The 16913-nt window shown below is 65.0% G+C and carries 14 protein-coding genes; 6 read left to right on the top strand and 8 right to left on the bottom strand.

Going from position 1 to position 16913, the window contains the following annotated elements; translation table 11 throughout:
* Positions 1 to 96 precede the first annotated feature (96 nt).
* Positions 97 to 1455, top strand: a complete 1359-nt coding sequence (locus JGZ97_RS16850; RefSeq protein ID WP_207063867.1) for an AhpA/YtjB family protein — start codon at positions 97 to 99, stop codon at positions 1453 to 1455.
* 199 nt (positions 1456 to 1654) lie between these two features.
* Here the strand turns inward: JGZ97_RS16850 and parC are convergent, their stop codons facing one another.
* The 7 genes from parC to JGZ97_RS16885 form a co-directional block, all read right to left on the bottom strand.
* Positions 1655 to 3943 carry a DNA topoisomerase IV subunit A gene (gene parC, locus JGZ97_RS16855; protein ID WP_207063868.1) on the bottom strand — a complete coding sequence of 763 codons (2289 nt, stop codon included), beginning with the start codon at positions 3941 to 3943 and terminating at the stop codon, positions 1655 to 1657.
* 28 nt (positions 3944 to 3971) lie between these two features.
* Positions 3972 to 4670, bottom strand: a complete 699-nt coding sequence (locus JGZ97_RS18560) for a HAMP domain-containing sensor histidine kinase (protein WP_207063869.1) — start codon at positions 4668 to 4670, stop codon at positions 3972 to 3974.
* Positions 4667 to 6238, bottom strand: coding sequence for a tetratricopeptide repeat protein (locus tag JGZ97_RS16865; RefSeq protein WP_207063870.1), 1572 nt, complete (start codon positions 6236 to 6238; stop codon positions 4667 to 4669). Before JGZ97_RS16865 ends, JGZ97_RS18560 begins: the two co-directional genes overlap by 4 nt.
* A gap of 39 nt (positions 6239 to 6277) precedes the next feature.
* A complete protein-coding gene (gene parE / locus JGZ97_RS16870) occupies positions 6278 to 8176 on the bottom strand; it encodes a DNA topoisomerase IV subunit B (RefSeq protein ID WP_207063871.1) in 1899 nt (632 codons plus the stop codon).
* Positions 8177 to 8421: 245 nt separating this feature from the next.
* On the bottom strand, positions 8422 to 9198 hold the full coding sequence (locus JGZ97_RS16875; RefSeq protein WP_207063872.1) for a metallophosphoesterase: 777 nt from the start codon (positions 9196 to 9198) through the stop codon (positions 8422 to 8424).
* Positions 9195 to 9635, bottom strand: coding sequence for a DUF1249 domain-containing protein (locus JGZ97_RS16880; RefSeq protein WP_207063873.1), 441 nt, complete (start codon positions 9633 to 9635; stop codon positions 9195 to 9197). The genes JGZ97_RS16875 and JGZ97_RS16880 overlap by 4 nt, the downstream gene beginning before the upstream one ends.
* A gap of 3 nt (positions 9636 to 9638) precedes the next feature.
* A complete protein-coding gene (locus JGZ97_RS16885; RefSeq protein ID WP_207063874.1) occupies positions 9639 to 10271 on the bottom strand; it encodes an NUDIX domain-containing protein in 633 nt (210 codons plus the stop codon).
* Positions 10272 to 10420: 149 nt separating this feature from the next.
* Here JGZ97_RS16885 and hemG point away from each other — a divergent pair, with 149 nt between their 5' ends.
* A complete protein-coding gene (gene hemG, locus JGZ97_RS16890; RefSeq protein ID WP_207063875.1) occupies positions 10421 to 11755 on the top strand; it encodes a protoporphyrinogen oxidase in 1335 nt (444 codons plus the stop codon).
* Here the strand turns inward: hemG and JGZ97_RS16895 are convergent.
* Positions 11752 to 12522, bottom strand: coding sequence for a TIGR01458 family HAD-type hydrolase (locus JGZ97_RS16895; RefSeq protein WP_370584091.1), 771 nt, complete (start codon positions 12520 to 12522; stop codon positions 11752 to 11754). The genes hemG and JGZ97_RS16895 overlap by 4 nt on opposite strands.
* A gap of 144 nt (positions 12523 to 12666) precedes the next feature.
* On the opposite strand from JGZ97_RS16895, the gene JGZ97_RS16900 reads away from it, so the two are divergent.
* From JGZ97_RS16900 to JGZ97_RS16915, 4 genes are all read left to right on the top strand, one after another.
* Positions 12667 to 13740 (top strand): M48 family metallopeptidase, encoded by a 1074-nt coding sequence (locus tag JGZ97_RS16900; protein WP_207063876.1) that lies wholly within the window; start codon positions 12667 to 12669, stop codon positions 13738 to 13740.
* A 40-nt stretch (positions 13741 to 13780) separates the two neighbouring features.
* Entirely contained in the window at positions 13781 to 14980 is a 1200-nt protein-coding gene (locus JGZ97_RS16905) for a methyltransferase (protein WP_207063877.1), read from the top strand.
* Positions 14981 to 15060: 80 nt separating this feature from the next.
* The gene (locus tag JGZ97_RS16910; protein ID WP_207063878.1) at positions 15061 to 16566 is read left to right on the top strand and encodes a V-type ATPase 116kDa subunit family protein; all 1506 of its coding nucleotides are present in this window, start codon (positions 15061 to 15063) and stop codon (positions 16564 to 16566) included.
* Positions 16563 to 16913 (top strand): ATP synthase subunit C, encoded by a 351-nt coding sequence (locus JGZ97_RS16915; RefSeq protein ID WP_207063879.1) that lies wholly within the window; start codon positions 16563 to 16565, stop codon positions 16911 to 16913. The genes JGZ97_RS16910 and JGZ97_RS16915 overlap by 4 nt, the downstream gene beginning before the upstream one ends.

Below are 16913 nucleotides of genomic sequence, written 5' to 3' on the forward strand. Positions count from 1 at the left end.
CCCCCGCGGGTGACGGCCTACCCCACCCCTTGATATGATTCCTGCGCTGTAACGGAAGGCGGTGTAGCGCCCGCCCCTGAGACCCGGCCCGAACCCATGAAGCCACGCCACCTACCCGTCACCCTGAAGCTACTCTGTGTCGCCGCCCTGGTGCTGGTACTGGGCCACGGCGCCAGCCTCTACCAGTTGCAGCGCGAGCTCAACCAGCAGGGTCAGGCCCAGCTTCAGACCCTGGGCGAGGCCATCAGCTTTCAGACCGCGCTCAACGCCGGCCCCATGTTGCTGTCACAGGACTGGCTGAGCCTCAACATCGCCCTCAAGCAGCTGACCGATGCCCCCCAGGTCCGGGGAGCGGAAATTCTCGACCGCCAGGGCAAGCAGCTGGCACAGGCCGGTGCCGACAGCGCGCTGCAGTTTCAGCACGCCATCGATATCCAGGGCGACCTCCTGGGGAGCGTGCGCATTTACCTCGACCAGACACCCCTCCAGCGCCAGACCCAGGCCAGCGTACGCCGCACCCTGCTGATCAGTGCCCTGGCCGCCCTGCTGGGACTCGCCGCTTTCTACGGCCTGTCACGCCACCTGCGCCAGCCGCTACAGGCGCTTAACCGAGCCGCGGAAGAGCTGCGCCGGGACGACACCATCACCCCCCTGGACGAGAAACGGCGGGACGAGTTCGGCCGCATCGGCCGGCTCCTCAACCGCCGCTTTGCCCCCCCCCTCCCGGAGGAGGAGCTGCCGCTCCACGAGCAGCTAGAACACCTGGCCGACGAGCTGCGCGAAAGCCTGCCCCCCTCTGCGGGCGATGAGTCTCCAGCAGCCCCCGTAACCGGCGCCCCGCCGGCGCCCCTCGAGCCGGTCGTCACGGCCGAAAACGAATTCACCGCCCCACCCGCTCAGCAAAGCCTCTACCTGTTCTACGTGGATCACCGCAGCGCCGCCAGCGACTCCCTGGAAGCAGAAGAGCGAACTCGACTGCTGGCCCGCTACCGGCAGGACTTGGAACAGGTGGCCCTGCTTTACCGGGGACGCCTGCAGGAGGATGAGGCCGGCAACTGGTGCGTCTATTTCGAGCCGCTGTCCAGTGAACACAGCCACGGGGTTAACGCCCTGTGCGCGGCACAGCTGTTCAACGGTCTCTACCGCGGCATTAACCAGCAGCGAATCAGGAACTTTTCACCCGTGGTGAATATCAAGATGGCGCTGGTGATGGGCGTGACCGACGACCCCCAGGGCCTTGCCCAACGCGGCTCGCAAATGAGCCAGAGCCTCGAGGCCAATGAACTGATCACCGACGCGGGTTTGTTCTCCGTCCCCCACCTGTCAGAGCGGCTGCTGGCCGAGGCGGGGTACCGCAAGACCGACGAGCACGCCTACCTGCTGACCACCCTGTCACCGGACTACCAGGCCCTGATAGACCGCCAGGCAGAGCACTTTCTCAACCAGAACGGTTAAGCTCCCGACCCTGGGGGCGCCGCCACGGCATGAGAGTGCGGCCACGGGGGCACCACGCTAAACCCCAGAGGCTTTGCTGGCCCTGTTGACTTGTGCTGAGCAACCGCCACGCACCCCTGGTCTGGGGCCGATCACCCGCCCACCACAAAAAAGGCGCGGCCTCAGTGGCCGCGCCTTTCGAGTGCCGACGGTCAGCTAGTTACGCGTCACCGCCTTCATCCACTTCCGGCTCGGCGCTGCCCGCCTCCACCTCCAGCCGGTCGACCCGCTGGAAGCCCCTGGGAAGTTTGCTGCCGCGACGCCCCCGCTCGCCCCGGTAGTGGGCCAGGTCGCTACCCTTCAGACGCAGGTAGCGCTTACCGGCGTGGACCAGGAGCTCACTTTGCGGCTCGAGCACCGCAAGATCCACCAGGAACTCTTCACGGCTGGCGGCCCGCGCCGCCGGCACGTTGATGATCTTATTACCCTTGCCCCGGGCCAGCGCCGGCAGGTCCAGCACCGGGAAGACCAGCAAGCGTCCCTCATTGGTCACCGCCGCCAGCAGCTGGCGCTCGGCATCCTCAACCGGTTGTGGCGGCATCACCCGGGCCCCCTTGGGCAGGCTGAGCACCGCCTTGCCGGCGCGATTTTTACTGAGCAGGTCCGCGTACTTGCAGACAAAACCGTAACCGGCGTCGGAGGCCAGCAGGTAGTTGGCCGACTCCTTGTCCAGCAGTACCGCGTCCACGGCCGCCTCGGGGGGGATGTTAAGACGACCGGTCAGCGGCTCGCCCTGGCCCCGCGCCGAAGGCAGGGTGTGGGCCGGCAACGCATAGGCCCGGCCATTGGAGTCGATAAAGGCCGCCGACTGGTTGGTGCGCCCGCGGGCGGCCAGTTTGAACTCATCGCCGGCCTTGTAACTCAGCCCCACCGGATCAATGTCGTGCCCCTTGGCCGAGCGCACCCAACCCTGCTTGGAGAGCACCACGGTGATGGGATCGGCGCTCATCAGGTCCAGCTCGCTGAAGGCCCGGGCCTCCTCCCGCTCCCGCACGGGTGAGCGGCGCTCGTCCCCGTAAGTCTCAGCGGCTTCTTCCAGCTCCTGCTTGATCAGCCGACGCAGTTTCGCTTTTGAACCCAGCAGCGTTTCCAGCCGCTTGCGCTCTGCGGCAAGCTCTTCCTGCTCGCCACGGATCCTCATCTCTTCCAGCCGGGCCAGGTGGCGCAGCTTCAGTTCCAGGATCGCCTCGGCTTGCAGGTCGCTCAGCCCGAAGCGCTCCATCAGCACCGGCTTGGGCTTATCCTCATTGCGAATAATCTCGATCACTTCGTCGATATTGAGAAAGGCCACCAACAGGCCTTCGAGGATGTGCAACCGGTCCAGCACTTTATCCAGGCGGAACTGCAACCGCCGGGTCACGGTTTCAATCCGGTAACGGAGCCATTCGCTGAGCACGGCACGCAGGTTTTTCACCTGCGGCCGACCGTCCATGCCGATCATGTTGAAGTTGATACGGTAGGTGCGCTCTAGGTCGGTGGTGGCGAACAGGTGCGCCATCAGCGCCTCCACGTCAACCCGGTTGGAACGGGGAACCACCACCAGCCGGGTGGGGTTCTCGTGATCCGACTCATCCCTCAGATCCGTCACCATCGGCAGTTTCTTGGCCTGCATCTGGGCGGCGATCTGCTCCAGCACCTTGGCGCCGGAGGTCTGGTGGGGCAGCGCGGTGATCACGATCTCGCCGCTCTCGCGGCTGTAGACCGCGCGCATGCGGATCGAGCCCCGGCCGCTCTGGTAGAGCTTGGCCAGCTCCTCCCGGGGGGTGATGATCTCCGCCTCGGTAGGGTAATCCGGCGCCGGCAGCAGCTCGGCCAGCGTTGCATCGTCGACCTCGGGCTCTTCCAGCAGGCGCACACAGGCCGCCACCACCTCACGCAGGTTGTGAGGCGGAATGTCGGTAGCCATGCCCACGGCGATTCCGGTGGAACCGTTGAGCAGCACATTGGGCACCTGGGCCGGCAGCGTCAGCGGCTCGGTGAGGGTGCCGTCAAAGTTCGGCCCCCACTCCACGGTGCCCTGCCCCAGCTCCGACAGCAGCAGGGCGGAATAAGGCGCCAGCCGCGATTCGGTGTAACGCATGGCGGCAAACGACTTGGGATCATCGGGCGAGCCCCAGTTGCCCTGGCCGTCCACCAGCGGATAGCGGTAGGAAAAGGGCTGCGCCATCAGCACCATGGCTTCGTAACAGGCGCTGTCCCCGTGGGGGTGGAACTTACCCAGCACGTCACCCACGGTGCGCGCCGATTTCTTGAACTTGGCCCCGGCCCGCAGCCCGAGTTCGGACATGGCGTAGACGATGCGCCGCTGCACGGGTTTGAGACCGTCGCCGATGTGGGGCAAGGCCCGGTCCAAAATGACGTACATCGAGTAATCCAGGTAGGCTTTCTCGGTGTACTGCTTGAGAGAGAGGCGTTCTATGCCTTCATCGATAGTTACGGTGCCAGTCATGAATTCCAGATAACTTAGTGATTAACGATCAGGGAAGAAACAGCTCGAAGCAGCCGCCGCCCAGTGCGCCGCCGTTGCTGAGGCGGATATGGCCGCGGCGCTCGCCTTCACCGTGAAGGCGGGCCACCTGAAGCGCGAAATAAAGTCCGAAGCCGGTGCTGCCGCTGATAAAGTCGACACCCATCCGGTGCGCCTCGAGCGGGCCGACAAGCGCTTCGGGAAAGCCGGGGCCGTCGTCCTCCACCGTGAGCCGCAGGTAGCCGTCCTTCTCGTCGGCGGCCAGCCGCAGCTGTCGGGCCGTGGCGCAGACCTGGCCGTCACCGTAGCGAATGACGTTGCTGAGCACGCTGCTGATCACCCCCTGCACCAGGGCGCGATCAAAACTCCAGGCCAGTTGGGGATCCGCCACCTGCTCGATACCGACCCCATGGGGCGCGAGAAAGGGGCGGTTCATCACCACCACATCTTCGATAAACTCATCGAGGAAGGTTTCCTGCAGGGGCGCCTCGTACTGGGACTGCTCCAGCTTGTAGAGGGTCATCAGCTGGATCAGGGCGTTGTTCAGCCGCGCCGCCTCAAACTGCAGCTGGCCAAAATCCTCCTCCTGGCCGGCCACCCGCTCGCGGACCTCCTCGATCAGGTGAACCACCATGCCGATGGAGTTTTTCATGTCGTGGACCGAGGCCGCCAGCAGGGTGGAAAAATCCAGCCCGTCCCCCCGTGTCACGACGCCGCTCCCACGCGCTGCTGCAATTTCTGGTAACGGGCCTTGAGGTTGCTGTAAAGCTTGTAGCGCTTGTCGCTTTCCTCCATGGCCGAGGTCCGTTCCAGGGCGTCCCCGGCCAGGGCCATCAACTCGGCGTCGATACCGTTCTTGACCATCCAGTGCATGGCCACCTGGGCGGTATTGAGACAGATGGAAAAGCTGCGCGGCTTCTCCTTGACGGCCAGCTTCAGCATCTTCAGCGCCCCGTCCAGGTCGCCCTGGTCGTACAGCTCCACCGCCTGCAGGTTGTGGCTGGACTCCTCCTGCTGCATGGCCGACACCAGCTGCTCCGCCAGGTGCGTCTGCCCCTTCTCCTCCAGGTGTTCGATGAGCCGCTCCTTGAGGTGCGCGGGAAGGGTTCCCTCTTCATCGTGGGCGCAGACTTCATAGGCCCGGTGCAACGCCTTGGCCGCCTCCTGGGAAGCGCCCTTGGTGGTATACAGGTGATGCTCGGCCAGCCGCGACTTGAGCGTCACTTCCGGGTTGCCCCGGTAGAGCTGGCGCAACTCCTCCATCGTACCCAGCGCCTTGGTCTCCATGCGCTTGCTGGTCAGGGCGTCGGCTTCGTCCAGGCGGTTGGCCAGAATTTCAGTAAGCCTCAGGTAATTGTCGGGGGAGCGGAACACCGAGTGCTTGCCGATTTTCACGGTGCGGTTGTACGCCATTTCCGCCCGTTCAAGGTCATTGTTCTTCAGCGCCAGCTCGCCCAGCTGCGCCTGTCGGCGCACGTTGATGGGCGAGATCTTGACCGCTTCCTGCAGGGATGCCTGGGCCGCCTCGGTATCCCCCAGCTGCTCCTGGCAGCGCGCCAGCCAGTCCCAGGCCTGCACGTAACCGCGGTCTTCCTGGACCAGGGCATCAAACGCGGCCCGCGCCTGGTCGTAGTCCCCTTCGTAGAAGTAGGTCTTGCCCAGCCCCAGCCTGGCCCACGCAATCGGCTTTTTCGCCAGCACCGCGGTGAAGAGCTCCCGCGCCCGGGCGTACTCCTCATTCTCCATCAGCAGCTCGGACTTGATCTTGAGGGCATAGCCGCGGTAACGGGGGTACTGGCTCTGCAGCTGGTCACACTGGGCGATCGCCTCCTCCACGGTGCCTTTTTTCTTGGCCTGGTAGAGCGGCTTGAAACAGTGGGTCCGTTCCAGCAGACGCTCCAGCCGGGTCTGCAGAACCTCCTTGGTGAAGGGCTTGGTCAGGTAGTCGTCGGGCTGGTACTCAAGGGCGCCGCGCACCATTTCCGCGGCACTCTCGGCGGTGATCATCACGAACAGGGCGCCGCCCTTGAGCAGTCCCTGGACCTTGGACTCTTCGAGAATATCGTTGCCGTTGCGCCCCTCGCCAAGGTTGTAGTCGCAGAGGATGACGTCGTACTTGGTCTTGCTGATCGCACTGACCGCTTCGTCGCCGCTGCGCGCAACGTCCACCTCCTGGACGCCGTAGGAGGTCACCATCGCCCGCAACGCACTGCAGAAATTGGGCAGGTCGTCCACGATCAGGAACCGCAGCCGGCTCCAGTTATATTTCGTCGCCATATATCGCTTTATTTCCCATACTTCGGGCCCTGCCGGCCCCTAGGCTATGACCTCGGCGAGATTTCCTTTGCTCTGCAGCCAGTTTTTGCGGTCGCCGGCCCGCTTCTTCGCGAGCAGCATATCCATCATCTCATCGGTGCCATCCTCGGGCTCCACCGTCAGCTGCACCAGTCGTCGCGTATCCCGGGCCATGGTGGTTTCACGCAGCTGCATGGGGTTCATCTCCCCCAGGCCCTTGAACCGCTGCACATTAACCTTGCCGCGTTTCTTCTCGGCGGTGATCCGGTCCAGGATGGCGCCCTTCTCCTCTTCGTCGAGGGCGTAGAAAACCTCTTTGCCCACGTCGATTCGATACAACGGCGGCATGGCCACGAAAACGTGACCGGCTTCCACCAGGGGCTGGAAATGGCGCACGAAGAGCGCGCACAGCAGGGTCGCGATATGGAGCCCGTCCGAATCGGCATCCGCCAGGATGCAGACCTTGCCGTAACGCAACCCTTCCAGCTGGTCCGACCCCGGGTCGACCCCGATCGCCACGGAGATGTCATGCACTTCCTGGGAGGCGAGCACATCGCCTGCATCCACCTCCCAGGTGTTGAGAATCTTACCGCGCAGCGGCATCACCGCCTGAAACTCACGATCCCTTGCCTGTTTGGCCGAGCCGCCCGCCGAGTCCCCTTCCACCAGAAAGAGCTCGGACTGGAAGGCATCGGAACCGGAGCAGTCGGCCAGTTTACCGGGCAGCGCCGGCCCCTGGGTGATCCGCTTGCGGGTGACTTTCTTGCGCGAGCGCATCCGCCGCTGGGCGTTGCTGATAGCAAGCTCGGCAAGCCGCTCACCTTCCTCGGTGTGCTTGTTCAGCCAGAGGCTGAAGGCGTCCTTGACGCAACCGGTGACAAAGGCGGCGATGCCGCGGGAGGAGAGCCGCTCCTTGGTCTGCCCTGAAAACTGCGGATCCTGCATCTTTACCGACAGCACGAAACAGCAGCGTTCCCAGATATCCTCGGCGCTGAGTTTCAGCCCCCGGGGCAGCAGACTGCGGATTTCGCAGAATTCGCGCATCGCCTCCAGCAGGCCGGTTCTAAAACCGTTGACGTGGGTACCGCCCTGGGCCGTGGGAATCAGGTTGACGTAACTCTCGGCCGTCAGCTCCCCGCCTTCGGGAAGCCACTGCACGGCCCACTCGGCGGCCTCGTAATCCCCGGACAGGGCGCCGGTAAACGGCTCGGCGGGCAGGGTTTCAAACCCCGCGGTCGCGCCCTTGAGGTAATCGGTGAGGCCGTCCTCGTAGAACCACTCGTCCTTCTGTTTCTCTTTGCCGCTGAGATCGGTAAAGGTGACCCGCAACCCGGGACAGAGCACCGCCTTGGCCCGCAGCATGTGCCGCAGGCGGGCACAGGAGTAGCGCGGCGAGTCGAAATACTTGGGATCGGCGAGAAAGCGCACCTGGGTGCCGGTGTTGCGCTGGCCCACGCTGTCCACCACTTCAAGGTCGGACACCTTGGCGCCGTCGGCGAAGCTGATCTGGTGGACCTTGCCGTCGCGCTTGATGGTCACTTCGAGCAATTTGGACAGGGCGTTGACCACCGAGACACCAACCCCGTGCAACCCCCCGGAAAACTGGTAGTTATCGTTCGAGAACTTGCCGCCGGCGTGGAGCCGGGTGAGGATCAGCTCAACCCCGCTGATGCCGTGTTCGGGATGGATATCCACCGGCATGCCGCGGCCGTTATCGCTGACCGTCAGGGAGTTGTCCGGGTGCAGAGTGACGTCGATACGGTCAGCGTGGCCGGCCAGCGCCTCGTCCACCGAGTTGTCGATCACCTCCTGGGCAAGGTGGTTGGGCCGGTCGGTCTCAGTGTACATGCCCGGGCGCTTCTGCACCGGCTCCAGGCCGCTGAGCACCTCAATCGCTTCAGCTGTATAGGTACTGTTCATAATGTGTTGCTGTTGTCTCTGTCGCAGGGCCCGGTGGGTCGAGTGGCAAACACCGGGCGGGTACGGCGGGCAATGCAGGCGGTCGTAGCGTCTTTTTCCCCGCCGCGGGGGAACGCCCTCGCAAGCCCCGAAAACATAACCCGATACAGGTTGGAAGCGCCTTGATTACAGCAGCTTAACGGGGTCAGCATCGCTCACCGATTAAGGGGCCAATGGGGAAAGGACCATACCCCAAGGACGCCGATTTAAGCAACTGCAATGCGCGCTATGCCACTCTCCAACTGACCGGTATCAAATAAACGCACCCAGCGATAGCCCGGCCGGGCCGCCTCCCCCTCCACGACCACCCGCGGCTCCGTCTGGCGCTTGATGAACTGCACCGCCGTCGAGGGACAACCCAGCAAGCGGATCCCCTCGCGGGCAAGGTCCCAGGCCTGGTGGGTGTGACCGAAGAGGACCGCGGTCGGGGCGGTGAACTGTCGCAACCGCGCCCAGAACGCATCGGCGTTGGCCAGACTGATCGGATCCTGCCAGGGGCTGTCGACCGGCATGGGGTTATGGTGCACCACCAGCAAGCGGGGCCGCGCGCCTTCCAGGGCATCCAGCCTCGCCAGCTCCGGCGCTCCCAGCGCGCCGCCTCCCTGACCGTCGGGATGGGCGGTGCTGTCCAGCAGCACCACCTGCCACACCCCCGCTTCGAATGCCTGCGGCGGCGCGCCCCAGGCCTGTGCCAGGACTTGCGGATCGTCATGGTTGCCCGGCACCCAGTACCAGGGCAGCCCCAGCTCGTCGAGGTACCCCCGCAGACGGTGGTAAGTGTCGATTCCCCCTTCCTGGCGCATGTCCCCGCTCACCAGCAGCGCCGCGGCATCGGCATGGCGCGTTGCGATATCATCCAAAACAGCCAGCAGCGAGCGCTCCACGTCCGCGCCCCGGTAGCGACTAGCCGGTTCGGCCATCAGGTGCAGATCGCTGATCTGGATGAGTTTAACGGCGGCGTTCATGCATGCGATGGCGTTCATGCGATGGCGAGATGATCGCAACTGTGGCCATGGGCCATGCACTGTGCCAGCCATTCGCCCAGGTACTTGTTGAGCTGGGCTTTCTCGTCCGGCTGGTGCATCTGCTTGTTGGGATAGGCGTAACTGCCCTTGAGCTGGCGCCGCTGTTTGCGGCAGATCACCTCGGCCATACGGGCATCGTGGTAGACCCGGACAACTAAATCCGGCATTTCCACCCAGCCGCTCTGCTCGTAACGCTGGCGAATGCGGACGGTCGCGGTATAGGTAAAGCGCTCCTCGACGCTCAGGTCGATGAGCGCGCGATGACGGTGCCAGATCACCTGGAAGGTGCGCCTGTCGCAGTTGTCCAGATCCGGCATCAGCTTCATCAGCCGCAGGTAGTTGGCTTCGCAGTCAGCCATCTGCCGGGCCAGATCGGGGACATACTTCTTTCTCATGGGCTAGCCACTCGTGTTCTTCCAGCGCGCGCGCAGCTCGGTCACATTCAACTGCAGCCACTGCAACGCCACCAGGGTGTGTGCATTCCTGATACGCCCGTCGCACACCGCCCTGTAGGCTTCCTGGCGCGACACCACACAGACGCGAATATCCTCCCCTTCCTCTTCTGCCCCATGGTAGCCCCCCAGGCGGGTCGCGTCGACCTGGGCACAGACCAGCTCGACCTGCTCCTGGCTGCCCCCCGGGCTGACGTGGTAGCGCAGCGCCGGCTGCCAGTTCAGCAGCTCGGCCCCCGCCTCCTCCCGGGATTCACGGGCCGCGACCTCGGCGGTGCTCTCCCCGGGTTCGACAATGCCGGCCACCAGCTCCAGCAGCCAGGGGCTTTCATTGTCCTTCAAGGCCCCGACCCGAAACTGCTCGATCAGCACTACCGCATCCTCGTCAGGGTCGTACAGCAGCACGCAAACCGCATCATCGCGAACGAACAGCTCCCGGCTTTGCCACGCTGACCAGCCGCCGGCAAAAAGCCGGTGGCGCAGACGCAGACGCTGCAGTTTGAAAAACCCCTGGTAGGCGGTTTCCCGCTCTTCGATCTCCACATCGCCGTGTCCGAATGTGACCGCGAGAGATTCCATTGTGCTCACCCTTTTACAGTTGCTTTCACTATAGGCCAGCGGCGATTTGCCTCACCAGAACCCCTGTGGGCGGATCCCGATTGATAATTCTACCGCCGCCGATATAGTGAGGCAGCAACTGCAGCCTTTACAAACTCCGAGAGGGATCTATGAGCCGTTCGTATCTGATTGTCGGGGGCGGAATTTCCGGCCTGAGCACCGCCTGGTTTCTGCGCCAGCGCGGACACCGGGTCACCCTGCTGGAGGCCCGGGAAGAGGCCGGGGGAAATCTGCGTACCGAACACCGAAACGGCTTTCTGATCGAGCGGGGCCCCAACTCCACCCTCAACAACCGACCGGCCCTGGGAACGCTCTTTGACGGTCTGGGCATCACCCCCGTTGAAGCCAACGCCGCCAGCAAAAAACGCTATGTGTTGCGTGACGGGCAGCTGCATGCCCTGCCCATGAGCCCGGGCAGTTTCATCCGCACCCCCCTGTTCAGCGCCAGCGGCAAGCTGCGGCTGCTGGCCGAGCCCTTTATCGGCCGCGCACCCAACGAGGAGTCCGTGGCCGAATTCGTCGAGCGCCGGCTGGGGCGTGAGTTTCTCGACTGGGCGATCAACCCCTTTGTCTCCGGCGTTTACGCCGGCGACCCCGCACAACTCTCGGCGCGGGCGGCCACCGCCAAGGTCTACGCCCTGGAGCGCGACCACCGCTCGCTTATCCTCGGCATGATCAACCGCATGCTGTTCCACAAACACCGCGGCGGCGCGGGTCCCTCCGGCAAAATGATCTCCTTTGCCGACGGGATGCAGGTGCTGGCAGCGCGACTGCAAGAAGTCCTGGGCGAGGACCTGCAGTGCGGCGTACGGGTAGACTCGGTCCAAACCAGCGCGCAGGGTTGGCAAGTCCGGTCGGGAGAACGCACCTGGGAAGCCGACGACCTGGTGTTGAGCCTGCCGGCGGCGGAGACCGCGGCGCTGCTGGCACCGCTGGACCCGGCCTTTGCCAGCCCCCTGCAGAGCATCGAATACCCGCACGTGGCCTCGGTGTCCCTGGGCTTTGCCCGGCAGGCGATCAAGCACCCCCTGGACGGTTTCGGCTTTCTGATCCCCCGCCGCACCGGCGTGGAGACCCTGGGGGTACTCTTTCCCTCCAGTATCTTTGCCGGTCGCGCCCCGGCGGATCACTGCCTGCTGACCTGTTTTATCGGCGGCGCCCTGAACCCCGAGCTGGGCAGCCTCGACGACGACGAAGTAAAACGACGGGTGCTGCGGGATATCACGCCGTTGCTGGGAATCAGCGGCGATCCGGCACTCTGCAGCGTCAACCGCTGGCCGCGGGCGATTCCCCAGTACAGCCTGGGCCACCTGCAGCGCCTGGAGAGCCTGGAGAAAATCCAGACCCGTTTTCCCGGACTGCACCTGCGGGCCAACTGGCGCGACGGCATCTCCGTGGCGGACTGCGTTCAGAACGGCCACGACTTCGCGCAGGGTCAGGATTAAGCGTTCGACTCCCCGCTCAGCACCCAGTCGATGGCCTCCACCACGGAGGCAAACAGTCCCGCGGCGGCGCTGTCCAGCCGCGACTCATCACCCTGTTGGTACTTGCCGGTGGCCACCAGCGCCGCCTCAAGGCCCGCGTCCAAGGCACCGTTGACGTCGGACTCCCAGTCGTCCCCGATCATCACCACGCGCTCGGTCTCCGGCGGCAGGGTCTCGCGGGCCAGCTTGAAAAACGCCGGCGCCGGCTTGCCCAGCACCTGGGCCTCGGTGTCGGCAGCAAACTCCAGCGCCCGCACGAAGGGCCCGGCGTCCAACGCCAGGCGATCCCCCTGACGGAAATAGCGGTTCAAGCCCACCGCAAACAGGGGCGCCCCGGCCTGCAACAGTTCAAAAGCACGGTTGAGGTGGGCGTAGTCAAAACACTCACCGGCATCGGTCACCACCACCGCGTTGGGATCCTCCTGGGAAAACCGGGCGAAATCCTCGGCCAGGTCCGGATGGATCAGGCAGTAGGGGCGCAGGCCCAGCGCCTTCAGGCGTTGGGCGATGGCGCCCGGGGCGGTAAAGAGCTGGTCGGCTGCAACGTTGAAGCCCATGCGCTTGAGTTCTGACAACACCTGCCGCCTCGGCTTGCGTGACGTGTTGGTCAACAGCCGCACCGGCAGCCGACGCGCCTGAAGCGCGTTCAGGGCCGCCACGGCTCCGGCAATGGGCTCGCCGTCTTGGTAAAGAACTCCGCTGATATCAAGGAAAATCGCGCAATTCACGGCAACCTCCTTCATCGACATCGTTACGCCGTGCCCCCGGGCGGGGACGCCCACCGAGGCGGGTTGCACTCGCAAAACGCCCCGCGCGGAGCAAATTAATGCGGTCTAAATTAACTGTGACGCTTGCCAGTATAGGAAACCGCCGTGTCCTGTCTTCGCCTCCTGCTCCTAGGGCTGCCGCTGCTCCTCACCGCCTGCAGCCCGCCGCAGATACGGCCCCCGGCCCCGCCTCCCGCCCTGCTGGCGCTGGAGAAGGAGAAACAGCATGGGCTGGCACTGGAGCTCTGGCAGCAGCGCCGGGCCCGGCTCAACCGGCTGGCCCTGCCCCTGACCCGGGCTGCGCTCCCCTTCTGCGACGAGGACCGGATCAAGCCGCAGCTGGGTATCAGCTTTGCCAACCAACACAGTTTCGAGGGGCCACTGCGCGACGCCGCGTTGCGTCGCTGGCAACTGGGGGAGGCGCTTCAGGTGCTCCAGGTCACCCCGCAAAGTCCGGCAGCGGAAGCCGGCGTCCGCCCCGGCGATACCCTGGTGTCCGTCAACGGGACTCCACTCGCTGTCGGCGAGCAGGCTGCCGCCGAAGCCCTCGAACAATTCAGCGCTCTGGCGACGGATCAACCCGCCAAGCTGACGCTCTCCCGGGACCGGCATGCGTTGACGCTCGCCATCCAGCCTCAAGCCCACTGCGACTATCCCCTGGTGCTGCTGGCCGACGATGAAGTGAACGCCTTCGCCGACCACCGAAGAGTGCTTGTAACCCGGGGCATGCTGCGCTTCGCCACCAGCGACCAGGAGCTCTCCCTGGTGCTTGCCCATGAACTCGCCCACAACCTGCTCGGCCATGTGCCGAGCACCGTGCAAAACGCCCTGGTCGGCGGCATGCTCGACCTGCTCGCCATTGGCTACGGCATCCCCAGTCCCGGCACCTTTGCCGTGGGCGGCTACCGGCGCTATTCCCAGGCGTTTGAGACCGAAGCCGACCACCTGGGCCTCTACCTGATGGCCCGGGCCGGGCTGTCCTTGCAGGGGGCAGCCGGGTTCTGGCGCCGTATGGCCAGTGACCAGCCCGCCTACATCGAGGAGACCGGCGGCTCCCACCCCAGTCATGCCCAGCGTTTTCTGCACCTGGAGTCGACCCTGGAAGAGATCCGCGACAAGCAGGCGCGGGGCGAGCCCCTGACCCCCTCTTTAGATCTCCTTCCCACCCTGCGCGAGTAACAGTGGTAAACTGGCGCTTTTTTACGCCACCACCTGCACCATGCCCAGCCAACACCACGCCCGCTTTGCCCGCCTTGACGATCTCCTTGAGCAGACGCGCGCCTTCTGGCAGGTGCGCCCATTCCACCACCACCGGTTCCCTTGGCCGGATCACCCGGCGCTTGAGGCGGCGCTGAACGGCCTGGACGAGGTGACCCTGCGCCGGCTGCAGAGCGACGTCCGGAGCCTCGCCGGCTGGCTAGCGCCCTTTATTCCCCAAGCCGGCGAACTGCAGACCCTAAGCGACGTCGCCCCGCTGCCCCCCGCGCCGGACAGGGCCCTGCCCGCGACCCTTGGCAACCATGTCCCGGGACGCAAATGGACACAGATCACCGCCTTCGAAAGCGCGCTTGCCAAAAGCCCTTACCCCTTTCTCGAGTGGTGCGCCGGCAAGGGCCACCTCGGGCGCCTGCTGGCCTTTCAGCGCGACCGGGCGGTGACCAGCCTGGAGCGTGACCCTGCGCTTTGCACCCAGGGCGCAGAGCTGGCCGATCAGCGCGGGCTGCCCTGCCGGTTCGTCCCCCTGGATGTACTCAGCCCCGCAGCAAGCGATCAGCTGCACCCCGAGCAACACGCCGTCGCCCTCCACGCCTGCGGCGAGCTCCATACCCACCTACTTGAGCAGGCCAGCGATCGGGGCACGCGCCATATCAGCCTCGCGCCCTGCTGTTACCACCTCACCTCGCAGCTCCCCTACCGCCCCCTTAGCGCGGCGGCCGCAAAGAGTTCTCTGCAGCTGCAGCGGCTCGACCTGAAACTGCCGCTGCAGGCGCTGGTCACCGCCGGGCAACGCGAAGCCGAAGCCCGCCGACGCCAGCTGCGCTTCCGCCTGGGTTTTGACCTTCTGCAGCGCCAGCTGCGTCGGAACGACAGCTACCTTCCCTGCCCCGCGCCTCCCGGACGGATCATCTCCCAGGGGTTTGCCGCCGTGTGCGCCTGGATGGCCCACCAGAAGGGGCTCGTGCTTCCCGACGAAACCGACTTCGCGGCCTTTGAGCAGGCGGGGGAGCAGCGCGCCCGGCAGGTGGACCGGATCGAACTGGTACAACACCTGTTCCGCCGGCCGCTGGAGCTCTGGCTGCTGCTGGATCGCTGCCTGTTTCTGGAGGAACAGGGCTACACGGTGCGCCTGGACGCCTTCTGCGATTACCGGACCACCCCCCGTAACCTGCTCATCCGCGCCCACAAAACGGCGGACTGAGGTCCAGGCTTCGCTCGCAGCAGGAACATCCGCTATATCTAAATAAGCAGTGATTCCACCCCACGCCGCAAGGAGCCCGCGTGTTCTTTCCTGCCGAGATGAGCCGCCTGACCTGGTTTGTCCCCCGGGAGAAGCTTGCCCAGAGCCTGGAGCGCCTGGCCCAGACCAACGCCTTTCAGCCCATAGAGCAGCAAGTCCTCGGAGAGAAAACCGATAAAGCCGTGCTGGCCAGCGCCCTGCAGCAGGCCGAGCAGGCGCTGCCGCTTAGGCGCGCGGCCAGGCTGTTCCAGAAGCTCCCCCGCGACACCCTGCTGGGCTACCGCATCGGCCAGGTCCCCGCCTCGGGCAACATCCCGGAGGGGGCGGTGGCCAGCGACGCGCAGCTCTACCTCGAGGTCGATCCGGCGCGTTCCGGTAACCAGCCCCCACCGCCTGCGCCCACCCCGCCACAGCCCCCCGAGCGGCTGCAACTGCTGATGGATACCGCCGACCAGGTGGGCTGGGTCGCCGACTGGGCAATCATCGACGGCTGGATTCCAACCCCGAAAACCGACCAATTCCGCACCCTGCTGAAAGAGGAGCGCTACTGCCTGACCCCGGCCGAGGAGAGCGGGCTCGAGTTCTCTTGCGTACCCACCCTGTTTCGCCGCCCCGCCGCCCTCGACGGCTTCGCCAGCCTGATCAAGTTATACGGCACCACCGGCTACCGTGAACTGGACCCCTCCCCGCTGCTGGCCATCACCTTCAGCCTGATGTTCGGCATGATGTTCGCCGATCTCGGCCAGGGGGCGCTGCTGGCGCTGCTCGGCCTCTGGCTCTACAACCGTCCCCAGTCCTGGGACAACCGCTGGCACCAGGCCGGCCTGGTACTGATCCCGGTGGGCTGCTCGGCGGCCTTTTTCGGACTGCTGTTCGGTAACGTCTTTGCCAGGGAAGACTGGATTCCCCCCCTGATCCACCACCCCATGAATGAAATCTTCGTCTCTCTGGGGATCAGCGTGCTGATCGGGGTGGGCATGCTCTGCCTGGGCATGGCGATCGGACTGTTCAATGCCTGGCGGGGCGCCCGGCTGCGCCAGCTTTACTGGAGTGATTACGGTCCCCTGGGGTTGGTTTTTTACCTTGCACTGGTCGTCCTCAGTCTGTGCCTGTGGCAGGAGTGGACGCAGGGTGCCCGGGTCGCGGGCGGCCTTGCCCTCGCCGTGCTGGCACTGGTGATGGCCAACAGGACCTTCGCCGAACGGCAACAGCCGCTGGGGCTGCGGCTCTTCCAGGCGCTGCTGGAGACCTGGGACTTTGTGATCAAGTTCGTGGTGCAAACCCTCTCGTTCGTCCGCCTGGCCGCCTTCACGTTCGCCCATATCGCCCTTTCAATGGCCCTGCTGGTGGTGGTCGACCTGGTCAGCGGCATCCCCTGGCTGGCATGGGCCCTGTTCATCCTGGGCAACCTGCTGATCACCCTGGTGGAAGGCGTCTTGGTGGCGATCCAGGTGATACGCCTGCACTTCTTCGAATTGTTTACTAAATTCACCTCAGGCGAAGGTTGTGTCTTTACCCCGCTACGACCCACAAGGACGACACGATGACGCGTACGCTCAGTATCAGCAAATGGATTTGGGGGCTTTGCGCCACCGCCGGGGCTTTGGTTCTGATCACCTCCCTGCTGGTCGCCACCCTGCCTGAGGCGGTCGCTCAGGAGGGGGGCGACAGCACGCCAATGGCCCACTGGGGGATTTACCTGGCCGCGGCCCTGGCCACCGGATTGTCCTGCATCGGCGCCGGAATCGCCGTCAGCCAGGTCGGCGCCTCTGCCATGGCCGCCATCGCCGAAAAGCCGGAGCTGTTCGGCAAGGTACTGGTGATCCTGGGGCTGGCCGAGGGCATCGCCATCTACGGCCTGATCATCTCCATCATCATCATCGCCGCGCTCTGA

Origin of the sequence: Motiliproteus sp. SC1-56 (assembly GCF_017309075.1) — a bacterium.
Lineage (GTDB): Bacteria > Pseudomonadota > Gammaproteobacteria > Pseudomonadales > Balneatricaceae > Motiliproteus.

Excerpts from the sequence above, each read along its gene's own strand:
- hemG (WP_207063875.1), top strand. The coding sequence starts at position 10,421 with ATGAGCCGTTCGTATCTGATTGTCGGGGGCGGAATTTCCGGCCTGAGC.
- JGZ97_RS16885 (WP_207063874.1), bottom strand. The coding sequence starts at position 10,271 with ATGGAATCTCTCGCGGTCACATTCGGACACGGCGATGTGGAGATCGAA.
- JGZ97_RS16915 (WP_207063879.1), top strand. The coding sequence starts at position 16,563 with ATGACGCGTACGCTCAGTATCAGCAAATGGATTTGGGGGCTTTGCGCC.
- parC (WP_207063868.1), bottom strand. The coding sequence starts at position 3,943 with ATGACTGGCACCGTAACTATCGATGAAGGCATAGAACGCCTCTCTCTC.
- parE (WP_207063871.1), bottom strand. The coding sequence starts at position 8,176 with ATGAACAGTACCTATACAGCTGAAGCGATTGAGGTGCTCAGCGGCCTG.
- JGZ97_RS16905 (WP_207063877.1), top strand. The coding sequence starts at position 13,781 with ATGCCCAGCCAACACCACGCCCGCTTTGCCCGCCTTGACGATCTCCTT.
- JGZ97_RS16865 (WP_207063870.1), bottom strand. The coding sequence starts at position 6,238 with ATGGCGACGAAATATAACTGGAGCCGGCTGCGGTTCCTGATCGTGGAC.
- JGZ97_RS16875 (WP_207063872.1), bottom strand. The coding sequence starts at position 9,198 with ATGAACGCCATCGCATGCATGAACGCCGCCGTTAAACTCATCCAGATC.
- JGZ97_RS16880 (WP_207063873.1), bottom strand. The coding sequence starts at position 9,635 with ATGAGAAAGAAGTATGTCCCCGATCTGGCCCGGCAGATGGCTGACTGC.
- JGZ97_RS16850 (WP_207063867.1), top strand. The coding sequence starts at position 97 with ATGAAGCCACGCCACCTACCCGTCACCCTGAAGCTACTCTGTGTCGCC.